Origin of the sequence: Rathayibacter sp. AY1A3 (assembly GCF_002930975.1) — a bacterium.
Lineage (GTDB): Bacteria > Actinomycetota > Actinomycetes > Actinomycetales > Microbacteriaceae > Rathayibacter.
The window spans coordinates 37459-59385 of record NZ_PSTO01000009.1; the positions used below are offsets into that span (position 1 = coordinate 37459).

The window sequence follows — 21927 nt, forward strand, 5'->3', positions numbered from 1 at the left end:
GGGGTCGGCGGCACGCCCGCCGCTACTCCGCGCGCACGAAGCGCGACACGGTGACCGCGACCGTCACCGCGGTCGTCCCCTCCACCGCCGCGAGCCGGGCGTCCAGCGCCTCGGGATCCACGTGGTGGGCACTCGGCCCCATCAGCACCTCGGCGCGCAGCTCGTCGACGCTCATCAGCACCGTCGTGTCGAGCTCGATGCGCTCCTCGAGCGCGAACCCCGCCAGCTGCTCGTCGAGCCGCTCCGCCTTGCCGGCGTCGATGCCGAGCATCCCGAACCGCTCGCGGATCTCGTGCAGGTGCCTCTCGCGCGGAGTGACGACGACGGCGACGCCGCCCGGACGGAGCACCCGCCGCATCTCCGGGGCGTTCCGCGGCGCGAAGACGGTGAGCAGCGCGTCGGCGGAGGCGTCGGCCAGCGGGAGGGGCTGCCAGAGGTCCGCGGTCGCGATCGCCGCCCGGGGGTGCGCGCGGGCGGCGCGGCGGGCGGCCGGGGCCGAGAGGTCCAGGCCCAGCCCGTCCGCCGCCGGATGCGCCTCGAGCACGGCCGAGAGGTACGCCCCGGTGCCGCAGCCCAGGTCGACCACGAGCCGTGCGCCGGCGGGGACGGCCGCGGCGACCGCGTCCTGGATCACCCGGTAGTGGCCGGAGCCGAGCAGGTCGGCGCGGGCCTGCACCATCGCCGTGGTGTCGCCCGAGGTCGCGTGCCTCCCGCGCAGGAGCGAGGCGTAGCCCTGGCGCGCGAGGTCGGCGCTGTGCCCGAGGGGGCAGCGGAGCGAGGAGGGGCGGGGCAGCACATCGGGGGCGAGCGCGCCGCCGCAGACCGGGCAGGCGAGGGCGGGCAGCACCGTCGATCCGGGTCGGGCGGCCGGATCGAACGCGCTCACTCCGCACCGGGCGCGCGCGCCCGCATGGCGGTGACCGCCGCGTTCAGCGTCGCGATGGTCGGCACCGCGAACAGCGCCCCGGCGAGCCCGGCCACCTCGAGCCCGGTCGCGACTCCGAGCACCACGGCGAGCGGATGCACCTTCACGGCGGTCCCGAGGATGAGCGGCTGCAGCACGTGCCCCTCGAGCAGGTGCACCAGGATCACGACGCCGACCATCACCAGCGCGGCGACGGGCCCGCTGAACAGCAGAGCGACCAGTGCGGCGAGCGCACCGGTCACGATCGCGCCGAGGATCGGGACGAACGAGCCGAGGAACACCACGATCGCGATCGGCACGACGAGCGGCAGCTGCAGCGCGAGCGCGCCGATGCCGATGCCGACCGCATTGATCCCGGCGACGCCGAGCTGCGCGATCACGAACTGGCTGAGGGTCCGCCAGCCGGCGGCGCCGCCGCGCCCGCCCGGCGATGGAGCGCGGCGGGGGAGGAGGCGGAGGAACCAGTGCCAGATCCGGCGGCCGTCGAGGAGCAGGAAGATCAGCGAGAACAGGGTGAGGAGGGTTCCGGCGAAGACCTCGGCCAGCTGGGAGCCGACGGCGAGGGCCCCGGACGCGATCGTCGACGCCTGCGCGTCGGCCCAGTCGACCGCGCGCTGCGCCCAGTCCGAGAGCTGGACGTCCGAGAACGACAGCGGCGGGCTCCGCAGCCACGCCTCGACGCCGTCGACCGCGTCGAGAGCGCGCTGCCCCACTCCGCTGAAGCCGGAGCGCGACTGCACGATCACCAGCCCGACGAGGCCGGTCAGCAGGAGGAGCATCAGGACGATCGAGACCAGGACCGCGAGCGGGCGGGGGAGCCGCAGGCGCTCGAGCCGGTTCCGCAGCGGGGTGAGGAGCGCGGTGAGCAGCAGCGCGATCAGCACCGGCACGACGATCACGGGCAGCAGCGAGACGAGGCGCACGAGGAGGTAGAGGAGCCCGGCGACGGCGAGGAAGCGCCACGACCAGGCGGCGGCGATCCGCATCCCGGTCGAGACGTCGCCCGAGGCGTCGTCCGGCGAGTCCGAGGGGGCCGGAGCCGTGACCGCAGCCGGGGGAGCGGCGGCCGCAGGCGGACTCGCCGCCGTGCCGTGCCGCTCGTCGCGCGCTCGCCGTCCCCGCATGACCCCTCCGATCCTCTCGCAGTGTACGGCGGAGCGGCCGTCCGGGACCGGGAGGGAGCCCGGGGGCGCCCCGCCTGGAGGGATCCGGGCGCCGGATGCGCCGGCAGCGGCTCGTCCGGAGGGCGGAACGCGCCGGATCGCGCCGTCTCCGCCCCGTTCCCCGCCTCGGCCGCGGGAGGCCGGTCCGCGCCGGTAGCGTCGCGCGGGTCGATGCCGAGCGAGGAGGGCGACGGATGCTGGAGGCGGTTCTCGCGATCGCCGCGTGGTGCGCGGGCGCGGTGCTCGTCGTCAGCGGCGCCCTGAAGCTCGGCCTCACGGAGCGGTTCCGGGCGAGCCTCGAGGCGCTCGGGGTCCCCCTCCTCCTCCGGCGCCGCGGCTGGTTCGCGGCCGCCTTCCCCGTCGTCGAGATCGCGCTGGGCGCCGCGGTGGTGCTGGCGCCCGCTCCGGCGCACCGTGCCGCCCTCGTGCCGGTGGCGCTCCTCGACGCCGTGTTCCTCGTCGTCGCCGTCCGCGCGGTCCGCGCGACGGAGGACGTCGACTGCGAGTGCTTCGGCGGGCTGGGCTCGGCGCGGATGACCGGACGCACCGTCGCGAGGAACGCGGTGCTGCTCGCGCTCGCGGTCGCCGGGGCCCTCGGCGGGCTCGCTCCGGCCGCGCTGCTCGGCGGCGGCGGTGCCTCGGCGGCGGCGTCCGGGCTCGCCGCCGCTCTCGCCGCGGTCTCGCTCGTGCTGGTGCGCGACCGCCGTTCGGCGTCGACGGCCGCTCGCGTCCGGGCGGCCGCCCGCCTGTCCGCAGCCGACAGGGAGTCCGCGCCGGGGCGCGCGCCCGAGGGCGACCTCTCGGCCGCCGACCTCGCGTTCGTCACGGTGGCCGGCGAGCTCCTGACGCTCGAGGAGCTGTCCCGCCCGGCGACGCACCTCGTCTTCTTCTCGCCCTCGTGCGCCGCCTGCCACGAGCTCGTCGAGCGCTTCCGCTGGTGGCCCCACGGCCTGCGCCCGGGCGAGGAGCTGCTGCCCGTCCTCCTCGGCCGCCGCGAGGACTTCGCGGTGCACGCCGTCTACAGGCCGCTCGTCGACCACGCCCTCTACGATCCGGAGGGCCGCGTCGCCGCCGTCCTCGGCCGAGCAGGGACGCCGGGCCACGTGCTGCTCACTCCCGAGCGTCCGCTCGGCGACGGCTGGACCTCGGGAGCCGCGTCGATCGAGGCGCGCGTGCTCCGGCCCGGATTCCTCGCCGAGCTGCAGGCGGGCGGCCCGGACCCGGCGCCGGCGGCGGGTGGCGCGGTACCGGCGGGGTGACGACGGCCGGCGGGCCGAGCAGTGCCGCCGGGCAGACGACGACCGACCGACGGCGGCCGGGCTCAGCGGCGCTCGAACTCGCCGGACATCGAGCCGTGCACGGGGTGGGCGGGATCGTCACCCACGGCGCGGGCGGGATCGTCGATCTCCACGGCGCGGGACGGGGCCTCCTCGTCACTCGCCTCGAGGCCGAAGCCGTCCTCGAGCAGCTCCTGGGCGATGCGGCTCGACAGGCCGCTCCTCTCGCCCGGTCCGGGGTCGCTCTCCGGGTCGACGGGGGCGGCGAACGCCTGCTCGAGTCCGGATGCCGGCATCCCGGCGTCGTCGATCGAGTCGGCTCGTCCGTCGGAGGGTCCTCGTGCAGGTCTCGGCATGCGCCCGAGCGTAGAGGACGGGCCCCTGAAGGTCGACGCTCCGTCGCGCACTGCCGGGCCGCCTGCGCGCCGGGTCAGTCGTGCAGCGACCAGGAGTGGGGAGCGACCTGGACGCCGCCGACGGTCGCCGTCTGGTCGCCGATGTTCAGCGCGAGCCGCGCGGTGCGTCCCTCCGGGCCCTCCGCCACGAGCATCACGGCGGTGTTGGAGAGGTCGACCGTGCGGGTGCTCGCGCCGACCAGCCACGGGTTCCGTCGGCGGAACGCGACGACCTCCTGGTGGGCCCGGTAGGCCTCCCCGCCCGGCCACTCGGCGGGATCGGCCGGGAACTCCGGGCGGATCGCGTCGTCGCCGCCGATCCGCTCCTCCTTGACGCCGCGCAGGCCCCGCTCGTCGCCGGAGTAGATGCTCGGCACGCCGGCGACGAAGCCGAGGATCGCCGTGGCGTGGCCGTGGTGGCGCTCGTCGCTGACGGCGCTGGCGATCCGGGTCACGTCGTGGTTGCCGACGAAGGTCAGGGGCAGGAACTCGCGGACGAAGTCGTCGTGGCGCTTCAGGGACCAGGCCAGCTCGAAGAGGTTCGCCTCCTCGAGGGAGTTGCGGACGGCCTTCCAGAGCTCGTACTGCGTGACCGAGTCGAGCCCCGACTCCCGCACGTAGCCGGTGTAGTCGCCGTGGATGACCTCGCCGACGAACCACGCGTCGGGGAAGCGCTGCCGCACCGGGTCGATCGCCGCGTGCCAGGCCGCCGGCGCGACCGCGTACGCCGCGTCGAGCCGCCAGCCGTCGATGCCCCGCTCGAGCCAGTGCGCGAGCACGGAGGACACGTGCTCCGCGACCTCGGGGTTCCCGTTGTCGAGCTCGACCAGGGCGTCGTGCCCCTCGAACACGTCGACGCGGAGGCCGTCGACCTCCTGCGACCGCTCGCTGCGGGAGAAGCGCGCCGCCTCGGGGGAGCCCTCGCCGGCCGCGACCGCGGCACGCCACCAGGGGTGCTCCCGTCCCACATGGTTGAAGACCCCGTCGAGCAGCACCCGGATCCCGCGCTCGCGGCACGCGGCGATCAGCGCGTCGAGGTCGGCCTCGTCGCCGAGGCGGGGATCGATCCGGAAGTGGTCGACCGTGTCGTAGCCGTGGGTGGAGGAGGCGAAGACCGGCCCGAGCAGCAGCCCGTTGCAGCCCAGCGCCAGCAGGTCGTCGAGCCAGGGCAGCAGGGCGCGGAGGCGGTGCTGCGGCTCGTCGTCCGGACCCGGACCCTCCGAGGCGCTCGCCTCGGCGCCCGTGAAGCCGAGCGGGTAGACGTGCCACCAGATCGCCGTCGAGATCCAACCGTCCGTCTGAGCCATCGTGGCCGTCCTCCCGGCCCGCTCGGGCGCGGGCCGCCGTCACTGTAGCGAGGCGGGCTGGACCGGAGCCGCGCCCGCTCACGAGCCGGGCCGCAGGGCGGTGATCCAGGCCAGCACGGCGAGGCCCGCCCGCACGGAGGCGGGTGCCGTGACGGTGCAGACGAGCAGCGCGAGAGCCGCGCAGGCGAGCCCGGCCACCGCGCTCCTCCGCTCGCCCGCCCACCGCAGCCCCCGCACGGACGCGATCACCGCGGCGACCGCCACGGCGACGGCGGGGAGGGCCCAGAGCGGATGCACGGAGGACGCGAGCGCGAGCAGGCCCAGCGCGAGCGCGGCGAGGCCGGGCTCGTACGGCCGGCGAGCGGGAGGGTGCCGCCGGGGCGGCCGGGGGAGGGCCGCGTCGGCCGGAGCGGATGGAGGGAGGAGTGCCGTCGTCGTCATGAGCCGATCCTCGTCAGGCGGCGGACTCTGCGGAGAGGCGATCGGCGGATCGGTGGACGAGAGGCGCCGAGCGCCTCCTGTGGAGGGACCGACCGGCGCGATCGGCGTCGTTCCGGGCGTCTCGGGGCCGGAATCGCCGGAGATCCGGGGCGGGGCTGGTAGGTTACCGACGGTCCGACCGGTTGAGGACGTCCGTCCCCGGCCGAGGACGATCCATCGAAACCAGCTGTTCCGACAGCGAGAACGTCCTGGGAGGACACTCCATGGCTGACAAGTCGCTCAACCGCACCGAGCTCGTCGCGAAGATCGCCGCCGACTCCGGCCAGAGCCAGGCCGCCGTCAACGGCGTCCTCGACTCGCTCTTCACCACCCTCGCCGACTCCGTGTCGAACGACGTGAAGGTCACCATCCCCGGCTGGATCGCCGTCGAGCGCACCTCCCGCGCCGCGCGCACCGGCCGCAACCCGCAGACCGGCGAGACCATCCAGATCGCCGCCGGCCACTCGGTCAAGGTCTCCGCTGGCACCAAGCTCAAGGCCGCCGCGAAGTAGTCGCGCCCTCCGACACGGCCCCGGCACTGCGCCGGGGCCGTAGTCGTCCGCGGACGCGGCTGCCGATCAGCCGCGGAACGTAGGCTGGACCGGTGAATCGAACCGTCCGGATCGTCGGCCCTGCGCTCGTGCTCGTCGCCGCAGCGCTCGTCGCCCTCCTCGCGGCCCTGGCCTTCGGAGGGGGAGCCGCGGCTCCGCTGCTGAACGATCCCGGCCCCGTGGTCCGCTACGGCCTCCCGATCGCCAAGCTGGCCGTCAATCTGGGCGCCGCGGGCATGATCGGCTCGCTCGTGCTGACGCTGTTCGCGCTGAGCCCCCGCGCCGCCGCCGCCCGCGATGCCCGGTCCTCGTCCCGATCTTCGACCGCTCACGCCTCCTCGCGCGGCGGCCAGTCCTCGCGCGGCGGCCAGTCCTCCTCCCGCGCCGGATCGACGCGCACCGCGGTCGCCCCCGCGCGCCCCGCGCCCGCCGAGGCCGCGCCCGAGCCGCGCACCGAGTTCTCGATCGCCCTCGACGTCGCCGCCGCCAGCGCCGCCTTCTTCGCGGCGGCCAGCGCGGTGACCGGGTTCCTCACCTTCCTCAACGTCACGCAGACGCCCCTGAGCCTCGACCGCGACTTCGGCACCAAGCTCAGCTACTTCATCGGCAGCATCGAGGTCGGCCAGGCCTGGCTCATCACGACGCTGCTCGCGGCCGTCGTCACCGTCCTCTGCTTCGCCGTCCGCAACCAGACCGCGCTCGTCTTCGTCACGGGCCTGGCCCTGCTCACGCTGCTGCCGATGGCGCAGCAGGGGCACGCGGCGGGAGCGAGCGGGCACGACGCCGCCGTCACGGCGCTGGGCCTGCACCTCGTCTTCGCGGCGATCTGGCTGGGCGGCCTCATCACCGTCATCGCCCTGCGGCCCCTGCTCGGCGGCTCCCGCCTGCTGCCCGTGATCGAGCGCTACTCCAGCCTCGCGCTCGTGAGCTTCGTCGTGGTCGCGGCGTCCGGGTACGTCAGCGCCGAGCTCCGGCTCGCCACTCTCGACAACCTGCTGACCGGCTACGGGATCCTCGTGCTGGTCAAGGTCGCGGCGCTGGTCGCGCTGGGCCTGTTCGGCGTGCTGCAGCGCCGCTACCTCATCGAGCGGATGCGGAAGGCCGGCGGTGTCGGCGGCCGCAGCTTCTGGTGGCTCGTCGGCGCCGAGATCGCCTTCATGGGGATCGCGTCCGGAGTCGCCGCGGCTCTCGCGCGCACCGCGACCCCGGTCGACCAGATCGCCGCGAGCCAGCTCACGGATCCGACCCCGGCCCAGCTGCTGACGGGCGAGCCCCTGCCGCCGCCCGCGAGCGCGATGAACTTCCTCACGCTCTGGAACATCGACCTGGTCTGGCTCCTGGTCTGCTCCTTCGCCATCGCGTTCTACGTCGCCGGAGTGGTGCGCCTGCACCGCCGGGGTGACCGCTGGCCCCTGCACCGCACGATCCTCTGGATCGCGGGCATGCTCCTCCTGGCCTACATCACGAACGGCGGGGTGAACGCGTACGAGAAGTACCTGTTCAGCGCCCACATGCTCTCGCACATGGTCCTCACCATGGCGGTGCCGCTGCTGCTCGTCCCGGCGGCACCGGTCACGCTCATCGCCCGCGCCGCCGCCCGCCGCACCGACGGCTCCCGCGGTGCCCGCGAGTGGGTGCTGCTCGCCGTGCACTCGCGCTTCGCCACCGCGATCTCGCACCCGATCGTCGCCGCGCTGCTGTTCGTCGGGTCGCTCTGGGGCTTCTACTACTCCCCGCTGTTCCGCTGGGCGACCACGGACCACATCGGCCACGAGTGGATGATCGTCCACTTCCTGATCACCGGCTACCTCTTCGTCAGCGTCCTGATCGGAGTGGACCCGAGCGTGCACCGCGTGCCCTACGCGATGCGCCTCCTGCTGCTGCTGGGCACCATGGCGTTCCACGCCTTCTTCGGCCTCGCACTGATGACGGGGGAGGGGCTGCTCCTCGCCGACTGGTACGGAGCGATGGGCTGGGGCACCTCCGCGCTCGCCGATCAGCAGGCGGCCGGCGGCATCGCGTGGAGCATCGGCGAGATCCCCACCCTCGCGCTCGCGATCGTCGTCGCGATGATGTGGAGCCGCTCCGACGCCCGCGAGACCAAGCGCCGCGACCGCCAGGCCGACCGCACCGGAGAGGCCGAGCTCACGGCCTACAACGACCGCCTGGCCGCCCTCCAGAAGCGCGGCTGATCCGCGCCCGGGCCCCGGGGTCCCGGCGGCCCGCGGGTACAGTGGAGCGGTGACTCAGCCGACCCTCTCCGACGAGCAGCAGCGGGTCTTCGACCTCATCGAGAACACGCGCGAGCACCTGTTCGTCACGGGTCGCGCGGGCACGGGCAAGTCCACCCTGCTCAACCACCTGAGCTGGAACACCGACAAGCAGATCGTCATCTGCGCCCCCACCGGCGTCGCGGCGCTGAACGTCGGCGGCCAGACCATCCACTCGCTCTTCCGGCTGCCGATCGGCGTCATCGCCGACTCCGACCTCGAGCAGCCGCCCGAGCTGCGCAAGCTCCTCAACACCATCGACACGCTCGTCATCGACGAGATCTCGATGGTCAACGCCGACCTGCTCGACGGGATCGACCGCAGCCTCCGGCAGGCGCGGCAGCGGCGCTCCGAGCCGTTCGGGGGCGTGCAGGTCGTCCTCTTCGGCGACCCGTTCCAGCTCGCACCCGTGCCCGGGGATCCGGAGGAGCGCGCCTACTTCGCCGACCGCTACCGCTCGCTGTGGTTCTTCGACGCCCTCGTCTGGCAGGAGGCGCCGCTGCGGATCGTCGAGCTCGGCCGGATCCACCGGCAGAGCGACGAGCGCTTCAAGTGGATGCTCAACGCGGTCCGCTTCGGCATGGTGACGAAGGAGATCGCCGACGTGCTGAACGCCGCGGGCGCGCGGACGCCTCCGGCGGACGACGCGATCACGCTCGCGACCCGCAACGACACGGTCAACCGCATCAACCAGGCGGCGCTCGCGCGGCTGAAGGGCCCGCTGAAGACCGCGTCGGCCGAGATCAGCGGCGACTTCGGCGGGCGCGCCTATCCGGCGGACCAGAACCTCGAGCTCAAGATCGGCGCGCACGTGATGTTCCTGCGCAACGACTCCGAGCAGCGCTGGGTGAACGGCACGATCGGCCGCGTGACGAAGGTCGCGGGGACGGTGTGGGTCGAGGTGGACGGCGAGGTCCACGAGGTCGAGCCCGCGACCTGGGAGCGCTACCGCTACTCCTACTCCGCCGCGACGAAGAAGCTGACCCGCGAGATCGTCGCCGAGTTCGCGCAGTTCCCGCTCCGCCTGGCGTGGGCGGTCACGATCCACAAGTCGCAGGGCAAGACCTACGACTCCGCGGTGGTCGACCTCGGGCAGCGCGCCTTCGCCCCCGGGCAGACCTACGTGGCGCTCAGCCGCATCACGAGCCTCGAGGGGCTCTACCTGACGCGGCCGCTCCGGCCGAGCGACATCATCGTCGACAAGGACGTGCTGCGCTTCATGTCCGAGCGGCGAGCCGAGCCGGCCGCCGTCGCGGAGGCGTCCGCGGACTGACGCCCCGCGGAGGACGTCGGAGCAGGGGCCTCAGGCCGCCGCGCAGGTCCGGGCGAGATCGCGGAACAGCTCCGTCGTCAGCCGGTACGCCTCCGCGACCTCCGCGATGACCCGCTCGCGCTCCTCCTCGTCCCAGCCCGCGGCGTCGAGCTGCTCGCGGTAGGTGGCGCGGAAGGCCGACGGTGCGGCGATCTCGCCGAAGAGGAAGAAGCCGACGCCGTTGGTCTCGAAGCCGAACCGCCGCTGCAGCAGCCCGCGGACGATCGCGCAGCCGGAGAGGTCGCCGAGGTAGCGCGTGTAGTGGTGGGCGACGAAGCCGCCGCTCCAGCCCGCGGCCACGGTGCGGATCCGGTCGACGTAGGCGCTGGTCGAGGGCAGCGGGCGGATGCGCTCCCGCCAGTCCTCGCCGACGAGGAAGCGCAGGTCCTCCGCGATCGCGGGGAGCCGGGTGAGCTTGGCCGAGAGGAAGGGCTCCGCGACCGGATCGCCGGCCATGTCCTCCGCCACGGCCTCGAGGGCCTCGTAGACGAAGTAGTGCTGCGAGATGAGCGCGATGTAGTCGTGGCGGCTGCCGGAGCCGGTCATCAGCGAGGTCATGAAGGCGGCGCCCTCGTCGTCCGCGCCGGACTGCCCGATGCGCAGGCGCAGGGCCTCGGAGAACGGGATGACGTTCGACACGGTGGCCTCCCTCGGCGACTTAGGTCTGCCTTACCTTAGCCGAGCGGGGCCGCCGGGACCAGAGGGCATCAGTGCCCGTGTCCGCGGTCGACGACGGGATGCATCATCCCGCCCATGTCGCCCGAGCCGCCCGAGGTGGCGGCCATGGCGGGGGTGGCGAGGGCGGAGACGGCGAGCGCGCCGGCCAGGAGTCCGACGAGAGCTCGCGACGGCGAGACGGCCTTCTCCTCGACGCGCGGAGAGCGGAGCGAGACGGCCACCACGGCGACCGCGATCAGCTGGAGGACCGCGGCGGCCAGCGCGGGGAGGGGCTCGGCGAGTGCGCCGAGGGCCAGACCGAGGGCGAACGCCGCCAGGGAGGCGACCGCGACGGCCAGCGCGGAGCGCGGCACGACGATCCGGCCGCGCGCCAGGACGAGGACCGCCCAGAGGATCTCGACGGCACCGAGCACCCCGATCACCGGGGCCTGCACGCCCTCGCCGCCGGCGGCGAGCGAGAGGTGGACGAGCCCGGCGCCGAGTCCGGCGAAAGCGGCGTTGCAGCGGGCCACGGTGGTCATGGCGGCTCCTTCGCTGGATCGGGGAAGAAGAGGAGGCCCCGGATCGACACACCGCATCGTGTCGTCCGGGGCCGTTCAGTCCGTCCGCCGCGGAAAACGGCGGGCCCACGGCGGACGGAGTAGAGGGGGGCGGCGGCTGCCGCCCGGGTCAGGCGGTCGCGGCGGTGCGCGTCCTCGCCGTCTTCTCGGTGCCGAGTCCGACTCCCAGGAGCACCAGCGCGCTGGCCAGGTGCAGGAAGTGGTCGGCGGTGTTCAGCGCCAGCACGTTCAGGGCGGTGTCGACCAGGAAGAAGCCGACGATGCCGAGCAGCAGGTACACCGCTCCGACGGTCACGTTGACGGTCTTCGCCGCGGCGACGGTCGACAGGCCCGCGATCAGCAGCGCGCCTCCGATGAGCAGGTGGGCGATGTTGTGCAGCGGGTTCACCTCGAAGACGCCGAGCAGGAGCCCGCCTTCGGTCGAGAGGAACTGCACGCCTCCGGTCACGACGAAGCCGAGGAGCCCGACGACGACGTAGACGGCTCCGAAGAGAGTCGCCAGCAGTCGATTGGGGGATCTGCGCATGGTCTCTTACCTCCTTCGAGCAGCGCCTCTGCGCTGTACTCCCTCTCTTCGTAACCCGGCGCCTGCCGGTTTGGGAACGGGGTGGACTCCGCCCGTCACGGTCAGGACACGAATCGCGATCGGGCGCTCAGCGGCCCTCTCCGGCCCGACGGAGCACCCGTACAGTGGTGCCGTTCGCAGACGACGGGGGAGTCGCACGGCATGGGATCTCGCAGACGGACGCGGACGGGGCTGCTCGTCGTCCCGGTCCTCGTGCTCGCACTGGCCGGCTGCACGCCCGCCGCCGCCTCGCGCGTGGCGGAGGCGCCCGCGCAGGCGGCGTCGGAGGAGCTCGCCTCCGCCCTGTCGGGGTTCCTCGACGAGACGGTCGGCGTCGCCGGCGCGACCGGAGCGGTCGCCGGGGTCTGGTCGCCGTGGGGCGGCAGCTGGGAGGGCGCGGTCGGCTGGGAGTCGGACGAGCGCACCACCGCCCTCACCACCGACGCGCACCTGCGGCTCGGCACCGGCGGCACCGAGGCGATGACCTGCGACGTGGTCCTCGCCCTCGCCGACTCCGGCAGGGTCGACCTCGACGCCGACGTCGGCGAGACGCTGCGCTCCCTGCCCGGCATCGACGGCCTCACGCTGCGCGAGCTCTGCGCGCACACCTCCGGCCTGGCCGACTTCCGCTCGGCCCTCTGGCCGACCGTGCTCCAGAACCCCCCGCGGCAGTGGCCGACGCTCGAGCTGCTCGCCGCGGCCCAGGTGCGCGGCGCCTCGGCCGAGCCCGGAGCGGCGTGGTCCGACTCCGCCACCGGTCCGCTGCTCGCCGGCATCGTCGCCGCGCAGGTGACCGGTCGGAGCATCGGGGAGCTCTACGACCAGTACGTGGTGCCGCGGTACGGGCTGCGCAGCACGGAGCTGCCCGGCGCCTCCGAGGTCGACCTGCCCGCTCCGTCCCCCCGCGGCTATGCGGTCGCGCTGGACCCGGCGACCGGGGAGAAGCGCTGCGACGTGCGCCTCGACGTCACCGCCGCGTCCCCGTCCGCCCTCGGCGCCGCCGGCGGAGCGCTGACCGATCTGGAGGACCTCCGGCGGCTGGCGACGGGGCTCGCGGCCGATCCCGCGGGCGACGCCATGTGGCAGGACCCGGTCGTCCAGGGCCAGGGCCGCGCCGACTACCTCCGCGCCGGGCTCGGCGGGCACGAGGCGGGACCCCTCCGCGGCTTCTCGGGTCTCGCGCCCGGCTTCGTCACCGCGGCCTACTCCGACCCGGTCTCGGGCCTGACCGTGGCCGTCTCGATCAACAGCTCGACGCCCGGCGGGGACTTCGCCGCGACGGTCGCCCGCACCCTGGCCGCCATCGCGGTCGAGCAGGGAGCCGCGGCGGGAGCCGAGGGCCTGCCCCGGCTCCCGTGGACGGCCGACGGCGAGCGCGGCGCCGTGCAGGGGACCCCGACCCGCTGCTGATCCGGCGGCGCCCTACTCTGGTGCCATGCCGATCACTCCCGACACCAAGGACTGGACCTGGGTCCTCGAGCGCCCGTGCCTCGAGTGCGGTTTCGACGCCTCGCTCGTCGACGCCGACGAGGTCGCCGAGCTCATCCGCGAGAACGCCGCCGCCTGGCCCTACGTGCTCGACCGCGACGACGCGGCGGGCCGGCCCGACGACGAGACCTGGTCGCCGCTCGAGTACGCCGCGCACGTGCGCGACGTGCACCGCATCTACCGCACCCGTGTGCAGCTGATGCTCGCCGGCGACGACCCGCTCTACCCCAACTGGGACCAGGACGTCACCGCCGTGGAGGAGCGCTACGACCAGCAGGACCCCGCGACGGTCGGCCGCGAGCTGGTCGAGGCGGCCGAGCGCATCGCCGAGGTGTTCGACTCCGTCGCCGGCGCCCAGTGGCATCGCCGAGGCCGCCGCAGCGACGGCGCGGCGTTCACGGTCGACACGATCGCCCGCTACTACCTGCACGACGTCCAGCACCACCTGCACGATGTGCAGGGCTGAGCTCAGGTGTCGATGAGCTGCGGATTGAGGAACGAGAGCGTCCGCGCGTAGGCGAGCGCCGCGGAGGCGGGGCTGACCGCGTCGCGCAGGTTGCCGTTCGCGAAGTGCCGCTGCGTGTCCGGGTAGGTGTGCGCCGTGACCGGCGTCCCCGACTCCTTCAGCCGCCCGACGAACGACTCCGGGTCGTCGCCCGCGGGCCACTCGTCGCTCTGCGCGTAGTGCAGGAGGGTGGGGCACGGGAGCAGCACGTGCTCCTCCGCACCGAGGGTGGCGTAGTACGCGACCACCGCGTCCACGAGCCCGGTGCCCGCGGCGAGCAGCCCGAGGCGGCCGCCGAAGCCGAAGCCGATGACGGCGCTGCGCGGCGCCCCGGCCGCGACTCCGGTGCCGACCGCCTCGGCGACGGCGGCGAGGGTGCGGTCCTGCGCGGCCATCGCGGCGAGGTCGCGCGCGTCCTCCGGGGCGAGCGTGGCCCAGCCGTCGTAGAGGTCGGGCACGAGCACGTGGTAGCCGTGCTTCGCCACGGCCTCGGCGAACGGCTCCAGCCACGGCAGGCGCCCGAAGACGTCGTGCAGCACGACCACCACGGGCCGGCCGGGGTGCCCGTACTCGAGGGCGACGCCCGGCGACGGGATCTGGACGAGCTCTGTCACCCCTCCACCCTGCCCTCTGCGTCCCGCGATCCCGCGCGCTGCCACTGATCCGCCCGGCGTGTCGCGTCGGAACGCCGCTCGGCCGCCTCACCGCTCCGCGCGGCCGTGCGGCTCCAGCGGCAGGACGACCTGCTCGCGCAGGTGCTCGTAGACGACCGAGGTGCGCACGTCGGCGACCTCGCGGCGCTGCGTCAGCTCGTCGATGACGAAGGCGTAGAGGTCCTGGTTGTCGCGGACGGCGACATGGATGATGCAGTCCTCCGAGCCGGAGGTGACGAACACGCCGACCGTCTCGTCGAGGCCGGCGACCCAGTCGCGGAAGGCCTCGATGATCTCGCGCGACGGCAGACGGATGCGGACCGCGATCAGCGCCTGCACGCCGCGCCCGAGGGCCGCGAAGTCGAGGGTGAGCGTCGCGCCGGTGATCACGCCGCGGCGCCGGAGGCTCCTCGTGCGGTCGAGGGCGGTGGTCGGCGAGACGTGCACGGCGGCTGCGAGGTCACGGTTCGTGATCCGTGCATCCGACTGCAGGACCTGCAGGATCCGGACGTCGAGTTCGTCGAGTGCCGCTCCTGGGCCGTTCTGCTGGTCGTTCATACGGAGATCCTGCCGCAGGGGACCCCTCCTGCCTACTCTTCGTGACGTCACTTCGCACGAATCGAGGAGCAGCATGACCATCCCCGCCCCCGACGCCGTCGGCTTCCACCCCGACGAGATCGACACCGCCGCGCCCACCCGCTCGGCCCGCCTCAAGTGGGTGGTCGTCGTCGACGAGTCCCTCCCCGCCGGTCGCGCCGTGAACGCCGCGATCTGCGTGGGCGCCGCGACGGCCGCGCACGTCGCGGGACTGCTCGGACCGAGCCCCGCCGACGCGTCCGGATCGCTGCATCCCGGTCTGCCGTGGGCCGGACGCACGGTCCTCGCCGCCGACGCGGCCACCCTGCTCGCGATCCGCGCGAAGGCCGAGGCGCACGAGGGGACGTTCGTCGCCGACATGCCCGCGTCGGCGCAGGCCACCCGGGTGTACGACGAGTACCGGGAGGCGGTGGCGGCGAGCGGCTCCGACGAGCTGCAGTACCTCGCGGTCAGCCTGGTGGGGCCGAGGAACCGGATCGACAGGATCGTCGGGCGGCTGCCGCTGCTGGGCTGACGGACACCGCGGGGCTGCCGGACGCCGCTGCGCTGCCGGACGCCGCTGCAGCGCCGGAGGAGGAGCCGCTCGCATAGGGCCGGAGGACCGGCCGCAGACGAGGGGAGAGGAGAGCGAGTGACGGGAATCGAACCCGCGCCATCTGCTTGGGAAGCAGAAGTTCTACCATTGAACTACACTCGCGCGGCGCCGCTCGGGCGCACCAGGACATCGTAGCAAGGCCCGGAGCCGGCCCACGCCCCGGGGTCGCGCCACGCCCTAGGATCGCAGCGTGCTCCTCTCCGACCGCGACATCTCGCTCGAACTCGCCTCCGGCCGCGTGGGGCTCGCCCCGCACGATCCGTCGATGCTGCAGCCGTCGTCCGTCGATGTGCGCCTCGACCGCTTCTTCCGGCTGTTCGACAACCACCGCTACCCGTACATCGATCCGGCCGAGGACCAGCCCGAGCTGACCCGCCTGGTCGAGACGCCGCAGGGCGAGCCGTTCATCCTCCACCCGGGAGAGTTCGTGCTCGGCTCGACCTACGAGGAGGTGTCCCTGCCGGACGACATCGCGGCGCGCCTCGAGGGCAAGAGCTCGCTCGGACGGCTCGGGCTGCTGACCCACTCGACCGCCGGGTTCATCGATCCGGGCTTCACCGGCCACGTCACCCTCGAGCTCAGCAACGTCGCGACGCTCCCCATCACGCTCTGGCCGGGGATGAAGATCGGCCAGATGTGCTTCTTCCGCCTCAGCTCTCCCGCCGAGAAGCCCTACGGCTCGGCGGAGTACAGCTCGCGGTACCAGGGCCAGCGCGGTCCGACCGCGTCGCGCTCGGCGCTCGGCTTCCACCGCACGGACGTCTACACCGACTGACTCCGGCGCAGGGATCAGGGCGCGGGGGTCAGCCCAGCAGGCGGGGGAGCTGCAGCACGAGCCAGGGGGAGAACGCCCAGGGGGTCGAGCGGACGGCGGCGAGCGTCGCCTCGGCGTCGACCCACTCGTAGTCCATGACCTCGTCGAGGCGCGGATCGAGGGCGTCGCGGCTCGACAGCGTCGCCGTGTAGACGGGGCAGATCTCGTTCTCGACGACGCCGGACGCGTCGACCGCGCGGTAGCGGAAGTCCGGCAGGGCGACCTCCAGAGTGGCCAGTCGGGCGCCGAGCTCGCGCTCGGCCCGGCGGACGACGGCGTCCTCGATCCGCTCGCCCGGGGCGGGGTGCCCGCAGAAGGAGTTGGTCCAGACGCCCGGCCAGGTGCGCTTCTCGAGCGCGCGGCGGGTCACCAGCAGCGCGCCGTCCGGGGAGAAGACGTGGCAGGAGAACGCGAGGTGCAGGGGGGTGGCCGTGTCGTGCACGGTCGCCTTGTCGGCGACCCCCACGGCGTTCCCGGCCTCGTCGAGGAGGACCACCTGCTCGATCCGGTCCGTCTGCACAGTGGCGGCTGGCGAAGTCATACCCGCAAGTCAAGCACGCCGCAACACATCAGCCGGCTTATCGTCCTGGTTCTCCCCTTTGTTAGCCTTCCCCCGTGGATACGCGCGACCCCGTGGTTCTGTCCCGGTTGAGGCAGGAGCACGTCGATGCCGTCCTGGACAGGTTCTTCTCGTTGGCGAGGTCCCGGGCGGTGCGTCTCGGACCCCGCTACCTGACCCTCTGGCAGACGCTGGAGGCCAACACCCGCGGCGGCAAGCGCTTCCGCCCGCTGATGGTGATCTCGGCGTATGAGGCCCACGGCGGCCAGGATCCGGAGGCCGCCGCCCATCTCGGCGCGGCGTTCGAGCTGCTGCACACCGCGCTGATCGTGCACGACGACGTGATCGACCGCGACTTCGTGCGCCGCGGCGGCCCGAACGTCTCGGGCAGCTACCGCGACGAGGCGACGACCGCTGGCCTCTCCATCCCGATCGCCGAGCACCGCGGGACCTCGGTGGCCGTGATCGCCGGGGACCTCGCCCTCACCGGCGCCCACCGCCTCGTCGAGGGCGTCGGCGCCTCCGACGGCGTGCGGGCCCGCCTGCTCACCCTGCTCGACGAGGCCGTCTTCGCCTCAGCCGCGGGCGAGCTGGCCGACGTGGACTTCTCCCTCATGCCGGGCATGCCCTCGGTCGACGAGGTGCTCGAGATGGAGCGCCTCAAGACGGCCGTCTACTCCTTCGAGGCGCCGCTGCAGGCCGGAGCGATCCTCGCCGGGGCCTCGGACGCCGCGGTGGACGCGCTCGGCGAGTTCGGCCGCTGGATCGGCATCGCCTACCAGATCGTCGACGACCTGCTCGGCGTCTTCGGCTCGGAGGGACAGACCGGCAAGACCACGCTGGGCGACCTCCGCGAGGGCAAGCGCACCGTCCTCATCGCCCACGCGGCCGGCACGGACTGCTGGCCCGACATCGAGGCGCTGATCGGCGACGAGCACCTCGCGCCCGAGACCGCGGAGAAGGTGCGCGGCATCCTCGAGGAGTGCGGCGCCCGCAGCTACGCCGAGGGGCTCGCGAACCAGTTCGCCGACCGCGCCTGGGCGGCGCTGGAGACCCCCGCGGTGTCGGAGGCCTTCCGCAACGAGGTCCGCCCGCTCGTGGCCAGCGTGGTCGGGCGCACCCGATGAGCGCTGTCCGCCACGCGCGGATGCGCGCGACGATGCGCTCCGCCCGGCCGTGCCCCCGTACGGTGGCACGATGAGCCGCCAGAGCGAACTGTACGACCGCGTCGCGCACGAGTCGTCCGCGCAGGTGATCCGCCGCTACTCCACCTCCTTCGGGCTGGCCACTCGCCTGCTCGCCCCGGGCGTCCGCGAGCGGGTGGAGGACGTCTACGCCCTCGTGCGCGTCGCCGACGAGATCGTCGACGGCGTCGCCGAGGAGGCCCGTCTCGACCGGGCCGCGGTGGAGGAGTCCCTCGACGCCTTCGAGGCCGAGACCGAGCGCGCGCTCGCCTCCGGCTACAGCTCCAACCTCGTGATCCACGCCTTCGCGCGGACCGCGCGGGCGACCGGATTCGGCACCGAGCTCACCCGGCCGTTCTTCGCGTCGATGCGCGCCGACCTCCGCGAGACCGAGCACACCCCCGAGTCCTTCGAGGCCTACGTCTACGGCTCCGCCGAGGTCGTCGGGCTGATGTGCCTGCACGTGTTCCTCGCGGCGCCGGACGCGGGGCTCGTCTCCGAGGCCGCCCGCGCGCGGCTCGTGGCCGGAGCGCGCCGCCTGGGGGCCGCGTTCCAGAAGGTCAACTTCCTCCGCGATCTCGCCGCCGACGTCGACGGCCTCGGCCGCAGCTACTTCCCCGGAGTCGACCCGCGGGCGTTCTCCGAGCGCGACAAGGCCTCGCTGCTCGCCGACCTCGACGACGACCTCGCCGAGGCTGCCGCCATCGTGCCCGAGCTCCCGCGCTCGAGCCGGCGCGCGGTCCTGCTCGCCCACTCCCTCTTCGCCGCCCTGGCCGACCGGATCCGCGCGACGCCCGCCGAGGAGCTCCTCCGCGCCCGCGTCAGCGTGCCCACGGCCGCCAAGGCGGCGCTCGCGGCGAAGGCGGCCGTGTCGACGCTGGGCCCGCGCCTGGGCCCCGGCCCCGTCCGCGCGACCCGCTCGAGGACCGGCCCGCACCGCGCCGTCGTCATCGGCGGCGGGATCGGCGGGCTCGCCTCCGCCGCGCTGCTCGCGCGCGACGGCTACGACGTGACCCTCCTGGAGGCGCGCGAGGCCGTCGGCGGCCGCGCCGGCTCGTGGAAGCACGAGGGCTTCCGCTTCGACACCGGTCCCTCCTGGTACCTGATGCCCGAGGTGTTCGACCACTTCTTCCGCCTCATGGGCACCAGCGCCGAGGAGCGCCTCGACCTCGTCACGCTCGACCCCGGCTACCGGGTCTACAGCGAGGGCGTCGACGAGCCGATCGACGTGCTCGCCGACCTCGAGTCGAACCTCGCGCTCTTCGAGAGCATCGAGTCCGGAGCGGGCGAGCGGATGCGCGCGTACCTCGACTCCGCGCGCGACACCTACGAGATGGCCAAGCGCCGCTTCCTCTACACGAGCTTCTCCTCCTTCCTCCCGCTGCTGCGCCGCGACGTGCTCAGCCGGACCGGGAGGCTCGGCCGCCTGCTGCTCACGCCGCTCGACACGTTCGCGGCGACGGCGGTCACCGACAACCGGCTGCGCCAGATCCTCGGCTACCCGGCCGTCTTCCTCGGCTCCTCGCCGTTCGCCGCGCCGAGCATGTACCACCTGATGAGCCATCTCGACCTCGCCGACGGCGTGCTCTACCCGATGGGCGGATTCACGAAGCTGATCGAGGCGGTCGCCGACGTCGCCGAGGAGGCCGGCGTCACCGTCCGCACGTCCTCGCCCGCCACACGGATCCTCACCGCGCGCTCGCCCCGCGGCGGACGCCGCGGCGCCGAGGTCGTCGGAGTCGAGTTCACGGGCCCCGACGGCACGGAGCGGATCCCGGCCGACCTGATCGTCAACGCCTCCGACCTCTTCACCACCGAGCAGTCGCTCCTCCCCGAGGAGCTGCGGACCTACCCGCCCGCCTACTGGGAGAAGCGCGAGCCCGGCCCGAGCGCCGTCCTCGTCCTCCTGGGCGTGCGCGGGGAGCTGCCCGAGCTCGAGCACCACACCCTGCTCTTCACGAAGGACTGGCGCGACAACTTCGACAAGATCTTCGGCGAGCACCCGACCGTCCCCGATCCCGCGTCGATCTACGTCTGCCGCCCGAGCGCGACCGACGCGAGCACGGCTCCGGAGGGGCACGAGAACCTGTTCGTGCTCGTGCCGATCCCCGCCGACACCTCGATCGGCCACGGCGGAGTCGACGGCGCGGGCGACACGCGCGTCGAGGCCATCGCCGACCAGGCCATCGCGCAGATCGCGTCCTGGACCGGCGCGACCGACCTGGCCGAGCGGATCGTCGTCCGCCGCACTATCGGCCCGGCCGACTTCGAGAGCGACCTCGGCGCCTGGCGCGGCTCGATGCTCGGACCGGCCCACGTCCTCTCGCAGAGCGCCTTCTTCCGCGCCGGGAACGTCAGCCGGCACGTCGACGGCCTGCTCTTCGCCGGCAGCTCCACGATCCCCGGCATCGGCCTGCCGATGTGCATCATCAGCGCCGAGGTCATGCTCAAGCGCGTGCGCGGCGACGTGTCGACCGAGCCGCTGCCCGTGCGGGAGGCGCCGTCGGCTCCGGTCGCGCCCGTCGCCGTGGGGGAGTAGGCGTGGGGATCCTCTACCTGCTCGCGCTCCTCGTCTCGATCACCGGGATGATCGTGCTCGACCGCCGCTTCCGGCTGTTCTTCTGGGCGGACGCGCGACGCGCGGCGATCGTGCTGCCCGTGGGAGTCGCGTTCTTCCTGGTCTGGGACCTCGTGGGGATCGGCCTGGGCGTCTTCTTCCGCGGCGAGACCTCCTACATGACCGGCCTGCAGATCGCGCCGGAGCTCCCGGTCGAGGAGGTCCTCTTCCTCACCCTGCTCTGCTACCTGACGATGGATGTGCACGGCTTCCTCTCGCATCGCGTCTCCCGGCGAGCGGAGGCGCGCGCGTGACCTACCTCCTCCTCAACGCCGTGTTCCTCGCGGTGGTGCTGGTGCTGCTGCTGCTCGCGCTGCGCCGACGCGTCCTGCGCCTGCCCGCCGTCCTCGGCACCCTCGCCGTGCTGCTGGTGATGACCGCCGTGTTCGACAACATCATGATCGGAGTGGGCCTGCTGGTCGCCTACGACGACGACCTGATCTCGGGCATCCGGATCGGTGTCGCTCCGATCGAGGACTTCGCCTACGCGATCGCCGCGGCCCTCGCCCTCCCGGCGCTCTGGGTGCTCCTGCCCTCGCGTCGTCGGAGCGAGCCGTGAACCGGCTGCGCGCGCTGTTCGTCTCGAGCCGCCCGCTGAGCTGGGTCAACACCGCCTACCCGTTCGCGGCGGCGTACCTGCTGACCACCCGCGAGATCGACCTCGCCTTCGTGCTCGGCACGATCTACTTCCTCATCCCCTACAACCTCGCGATGTACGGGATCAACGACGTCTTCGACTACGAGTCCGACCTGCGGAACCCCCGCAAGGGCGGCGTCGAGGGCGCCGTGCTCGACCGGAGCGAGCACCGAGCGACGCTCATCGCGGCGGTGGCCACGAACGTGCCGTTCCTGGTGGCGCTCGTGCTGCTCGGGTCCCCGGTCTCGTGGCTGGTCCTCGCGATCAGCGTCTTCGCCGTGATCGCCTACAGTGCGCCGGGGCTCCGCTTCAAGGAGCGCCCGTTCGTCGACTCGCTGACCTCGGCGACCCACTTCGTCAGCCCGGCCGTCTACGGGATCGCCCTCGCGGGCACCGTGGTCACCGGACCTCTCGTGGCGCTGCTCGTGGCGTTCTTCCTCTGGGGGATCGCGAGCCACGCCTTCGGCGCGGTGCAGGACATCCTGGCCGACCGCGCGGGCGGCATCGGCTCGATCGCGACCGTGATCGGAGCGAAGGCGACCACGCGCTTCGCCATCGCCGCCTACGTCGCGAGCGGCCTGCTCCTGCTCCTGCTGCCCTGGCCGGGGACCCTCGCGGCGATCCTCGCGGTGCCGTACGCGGTGAGCATCTGGCCGTACCGGTCGCTCGAGGACGCCGAGGCGGAGCGGGCGAACGCGGGCTGGAAGCGCTTCCTCGCGCTGAACTTCCTGACCGGCTTCCTCGTCACGCTCCTGCTGATCGTGTTCTGGATCGCCACGGTCTGATCCGCGGCCG

General features: G+C 73.5%; 24 protein-coding genes and 1 tRNA gene. 13 read left to right on the forward strand and 12 right to left on the reverse strand.

All coding sequences use genetic code 11. The annotated features are described in order from the left end of the window. Positions 1 to 22: 22 nt before the first annotated feature. The gene (locus C5C10_RS06170; protein ID WP_104328808.1) at positions 23 to 886 is read right to left on the reverse strand and encodes a methyltransferase domain-containing protein; all 864 of its coding nucleotides are present in this window, start codon (positions 884 to 886) and stop codon (positions 23 to 25) included. Further along, positions 883 to 2049 (reverse strand): AI-2E family transporter, encoded by a 1167-nt coding sequence (locus C5C10_RS06175; protein ID WP_104328809.1) that lies wholly within the window; start codon positions 2047 to 2049, stop codon positions 883 to 885. The genes C5C10_RS06170 and C5C10_RS06175 overlap by 4 nt, the downstream gene beginning before the upstream one ends. A gap of 233 nt (positions 2050 to 2282) precedes the next feature. Between C5C10_RS06175 and C5C10_RS06180 the strand changes: the two genes are divergently transcribed. Beyond that, positions 2283 to 3347, forward strand: a complete 1065-nt coding sequence (locus C5C10_RS06180; RefSeq protein WP_104328810.1) for a MauE/DoxX family redox-associated membrane protein — start codon at positions 2283 to 2285, stop codon at positions 3345 to 3347. A 62-nt stretch (positions 3348 to 3409) separates the two neighbouring features. On the opposite strand, the gene C5C10_RS06185 is transcribed toward C5C10_RS06180, so the two are convergent. The 3 genes from C5C10_RS06185 to C5C10_RS06195 form a co-directional block, all read right to left on the reverse strand. After that, a complete protein-coding gene (locus C5C10_RS06185) occupies positions 3410 to 3721 on the reverse strand; it encodes a hypothetical protein (protein WP_146082843.1) in 312 nt (103 codons plus the stop codon). A gap of 74 nt (positions 3722 to 3795) precedes the next feature. Further along, complete coding sequence (locus C5C10_RS06190; protein WP_104328811.1) at positions 3796 to 5067, reverse strand: alpha-amylase family glycosyl hydrolase; 1272 nt, start codon at positions 5065 to 5067, stop codon at positions 3796 to 3798. A gap of 78 nt (positions 5068 to 5145) precedes the next feature. Further along, positions 5146 to 5508 (reverse strand): hypothetical protein, encoded by a 363-nt coding sequence (locus C5C10_RS06195; RefSeq protein ID WP_104328812.1) that lies wholly within the window; start codon positions 5506 to 5508, stop codon positions 5146 to 5148. Positions 5509 to 5771: 263 nt separating this feature from the next. Between C5C10_RS06195 and C5C10_RS06200 the strand changes: the two genes are divergently transcribed. From C5C10_RS06200 to C5C10_RS06210, 3 genes are all read left to right on the forward strand, one after another. Further along, entirely contained in the window at positions 5772 to 6059 is a 288-nt protein-coding gene (locus C5C10_RS06200; protein WP_056037903.1) for an HU family DNA-binding protein, read from the forward strand. A 92-nt stretch (positions 6060 to 6151) separates the two neighbouring features. Further along, positions 6152 to 8290 carry a bifunctional copper resistance protein CopD/cytochrome c oxidase assembly protein gene (locus C5C10_RS06205; RefSeq protein ID WP_258060447.1) on the forward strand — a complete coding sequence of 713 codons (2139 nt, stop codon included), beginning with the start codon at positions 6152 to 6154 and terminating at the stop codon, positions 8288 to 8290. Positions 8291 to 8339: 49 nt separating this feature from the next. Next, positions 8340 to 9641 (forward strand): ATP-dependent RecD-like DNA helicase, encoded by a 1302-nt coding sequence (locus C5C10_RS06210; protein WP_104328813.1) that lies wholly within the window; start codon positions 8340 to 8342, stop codon positions 9639 to 9641. A gap of 30 nt (positions 9642 to 9671) precedes the next feature. Here the strand turns inward: C5C10_RS06210 and C5C10_RS06215 are convergent, their stop codons facing one another. From C5C10_RS06215 to C5C10_RS06225, 3 genes are all read right to left on the reverse strand, one after another. Next, positions 9672 to 10319 carry a heme oxygenase (biliverdin-producing) gene (locus tag C5C10_RS06215; RefSeq protein ID WP_104328814.1) on the reverse strand — a complete coding sequence of 216 codons (648 nt, stop codon included), beginning with the start codon at positions 10317 to 10319 and terminating at the stop codon, positions 9672 to 9674. A gap of 68 nt (positions 10320 to 10387) precedes the next feature. Next, on the reverse strand, positions 10388 to 10879 hold the full coding sequence (locus C5C10_RS06220; RefSeq protein ID WP_104328815.1) for a hypothetical protein: 492 nt from the start codon (positions 10877 to 10879) through the stop codon (positions 10388 to 10390). A gap of 148 nt (positions 10880 to 11027) precedes the next feature. Then, on the reverse strand, positions 11028 to 11444 hold the full coding sequence (locus C5C10_RS06225) for a DUF4383 domain-containing protein (RefSeq protein WP_104222905.1): 417 nt from the start codon (positions 11442 to 11444) through the stop codon (positions 11028 to 11030). 201 nt (positions 11445 to 11645) lie between these two features. Here C5C10_RS06225 and C5C10_RS06230 point away from each other — a divergent pair, with 201 nt between their 5' ends. Then, a complete protein-coding gene (locus C5C10_RS06230) occupies positions 11646 to 12893 on the forward strand; it encodes a serine hydrolase (protein ID WP_104249916.1) in 1248 nt (415 codons plus the stop codon). Between the two features lie 25 nt (positions 12894 to 12918). Then, entirely contained in the window at positions 12919 to 13437 is a 519-nt protein-coding gene (locus tag C5C10_RS06235; protein WP_104328816.1) for a DinB family protein, read from the forward strand. A gap of 2 nt (positions 13438 to 13439) precedes the next feature. Here the strand turns inward: C5C10_RS06235 and C5C10_RS06240 are convergent, their stop codons facing one another. After that, positions 13440 to 14090, reverse strand: a complete 651-nt coding sequence (locus C5C10_RS06240; RefSeq protein WP_104295250.1) for a dienelactone hydrolase family protein — start codon at positions 14088 to 14090, stop codon at positions 13440 to 13442. Between the two features lie 87 nt (positions 14091 to 14177). Beyond that, complete coding sequence (locus C5C10_RS06245) at positions 14178 to 14687, reverse strand: Lrp/AsnC family transcriptional regulator (protein WP_104328817.1); 510 nt, start codon at positions 14685 to 14687, stop codon at positions 14178 to 14180. A gap of 73 nt (positions 14688 to 14760) precedes the next feature. Here C5C10_RS06245 and C5C10_RS06250 point away from each other — a divergent pair, with 73 nt between their 5' ends. Beyond that, entirely contained in the window at positions 14761 to 15240 is a 480-nt protein-coding gene (locus C5C10_RS06250) for a DUF2000 domain-containing protein (RefSeq protein WP_104328818.1), read from the forward strand. Between the two features lie 112 nt (positions 15241 to 15352). Here the strand turns inward: C5C10_RS06250 and C5C10_RS06255 are convergent. After that, positions 15353 to 15423: transfer RNA gene (locus C5C10_RS06255), tRNA-Gly, on the reverse strand. An 88-nt stretch (positions 15424 to 15511) separates the two neighbouring features. Here C5C10_RS06255 and dcd point away from each other — a divergent pair. After that, positions 15512 to 16096: a dCTP deaminase gene (dcd, locus tag C5C10_RS06260; RefSeq protein WP_104246931.1), complete on the forward strand. Its 585-nt coding sequence runs from the start codon at positions 15512 to 15514 to the stop codon at positions 16094 to 16096. Positions 16097 to 16124: 28 nt separating this feature from the next. Here dcd and idi read toward each other — a convergent pair whose 3' ends face one another. After that, a complete protein-coding gene (gene idi, locus C5C10_RS06265; protein WP_104222897.1) occupies positions 16125 to 16676 on the reverse strand; it encodes an isopentenyl-diphosphate Delta-isomerase in 552 nt (183 codons plus the stop codon). Between the two features lie 170 nt (positions 16677 to 16846). Here idi and C5C10_RS06270 point away from each other — a divergent pair, with 170 nt between their 5' ends. The 5 genes from C5C10_RS06270 (at position 16847) to C5C10_RS06285 (ending at position 21917) form a co-directional block, all read left to right on the forward strand. Further along, a complete protein-coding gene (locus C5C10_RS06270) occupies positions 16847 to 17821 on the forward strand; it encodes a polyprenyl synthetase family protein (protein WP_244229492.1) in 975 nt (324 codons plus the stop codon). A gap of 70 nt (positions 17822 to 17891) precedes the next feature. After that, entirely contained in the window at positions 17892 to 20417 is a 2526-nt protein-coding gene (gene crtI / locus C5C10_RS06275; RefSeq protein WP_104328844.1) for a phytoene desaturase family protein, read from the forward strand. 2 nt (positions 20418 to 20419) lie between these two features. After that, entirely contained in the window at positions 20420 to 20749 is a 330-nt protein-coding gene (locus tag C5C10_RS06280) for a lycopene cyclase domain-containing protein (protein ID WP_104328819.1), read from the forward strand. Next, a complete protein-coding gene (locus C5C10_RS17765; protein ID WP_104222893.1) occupies positions 20746 to 21054 on the forward strand; it encodes a lycopene cyclase domain-containing protein in 309 nt (102 codons plus the stop codon). The genes C5C10_RS06280 and C5C10_RS17765 overlap by 4 nt, the downstream gene beginning before the upstream one ends. Beyond that, positions 21051 to 21917 carry a prenyltransferase gene (locus C5C10_RS06285; RefSeq protein WP_104222892.1) on the forward strand — a complete coding sequence of 289 codons (867 nt, stop codon included), beginning with the start codon at positions 21051 to 21053 and terminating at the stop codon, positions 21915 to 21917. The genes C5C10_RS17765 and C5C10_RS06285 overlap by 4 nt, the downstream gene beginning before the upstream one ends. Positions 21918 to 21927: the final 10 nt, after the last annotated feature.

Coding starts and splice junctions, on each gene's coding strand:
- C5C10_RS06250 (WP_104328818.1), top strand. CDS start 14,761: ATGACCATCCCCGCCCCCGACGCCGTCGGCTTCCACCCCGACGAGATC.
- C5C10_RS06225 (WP_104222905.1), bottom strand. CDS start 11,444: ATGCGCAGATCCCCCAATCGACTGCTGGCGACTCTCTTCGGAGCCGTC.
- C5C10_RS06230 (WP_104249916.1), top strand. CDS start 11,646: ATGGGATCTCGCAGACGGACGCGGACGGGGCTGCTCGTCGTCCCGGTC.
- C5C10_RS06245 (WP_104328817.1), bottom strand. CDS start 14,687: ATGAACGACCAGCAGAACGGCCCAGGAGCGGCACTCGACGAACTCGAC.
- C5C10_RS06190 (WP_104328811.1), bottom strand. CDS start 5,067: ATGGCTCAGACGGACGGTTGGATCTCGACGGCGATCTGGTGGCACGTC.
- crtI (WP_104328844.1), top strand. CDS start 17,892: ATGAGCCGCCAGAGCGAACTGTACGACCGCGTCGCGCACGAGTCGTCC.
- C5C10_RS06175 (WP_104328809.1), bottom strand. CDS start 2,049: ATGCGGGGACGGCGAGCGCGCGACGAGCGGCACGGCACGGCGGCGAGT.
- C5C10_RS06235 (WP_104328816.1), top strand. CDS start 12,919: ATGCCGATCACTCCCGACACCAAGGACTGGACCTGGGTCCTCGAGCGC.
- C5C10_RS06185 (WP_146082843.1), bottom strand. CDS start 3,721: ATGCCGAGACCTGCACGAGGACCCTCCGACGGACGAGCCGACTCGATC.
- C5C10_RS06220 (WP_104328815.1), bottom strand. CDS start 10,879: ATGACCACCGTGGCCCGCTGCAACGCCGCTTTCGCCGGACTCGGCGCC.
- C5C10_RS06200 (WP_056037903.1), top strand. CDS start 5,772: ATGGCTGACAAGTCGCTCAACCGCACCGAGCTCGTCGCGAAGATCGCC.
- C5C10_RS06180 (WP_104328810.1), top strand. CDS start 2,283: ATGCTGGAGGCGGTTCTCGCGATCGCCGCGTGGTGCGCGGGCGCGGTG.
- C5C10_RS06195 (WP_104328812.1), bottom strand. CDS start 5,508: ATGACGACGACGGCACTCCTCCCTCCATCCGCTCCGGCCGACGCGGCC.
- idi (WP_104222897.1), bottom strand. CDS start 16,676: ATGACTTCGCCAGCCGCCACTGTGCAGACGGACCGGATCGAGCAGGTG.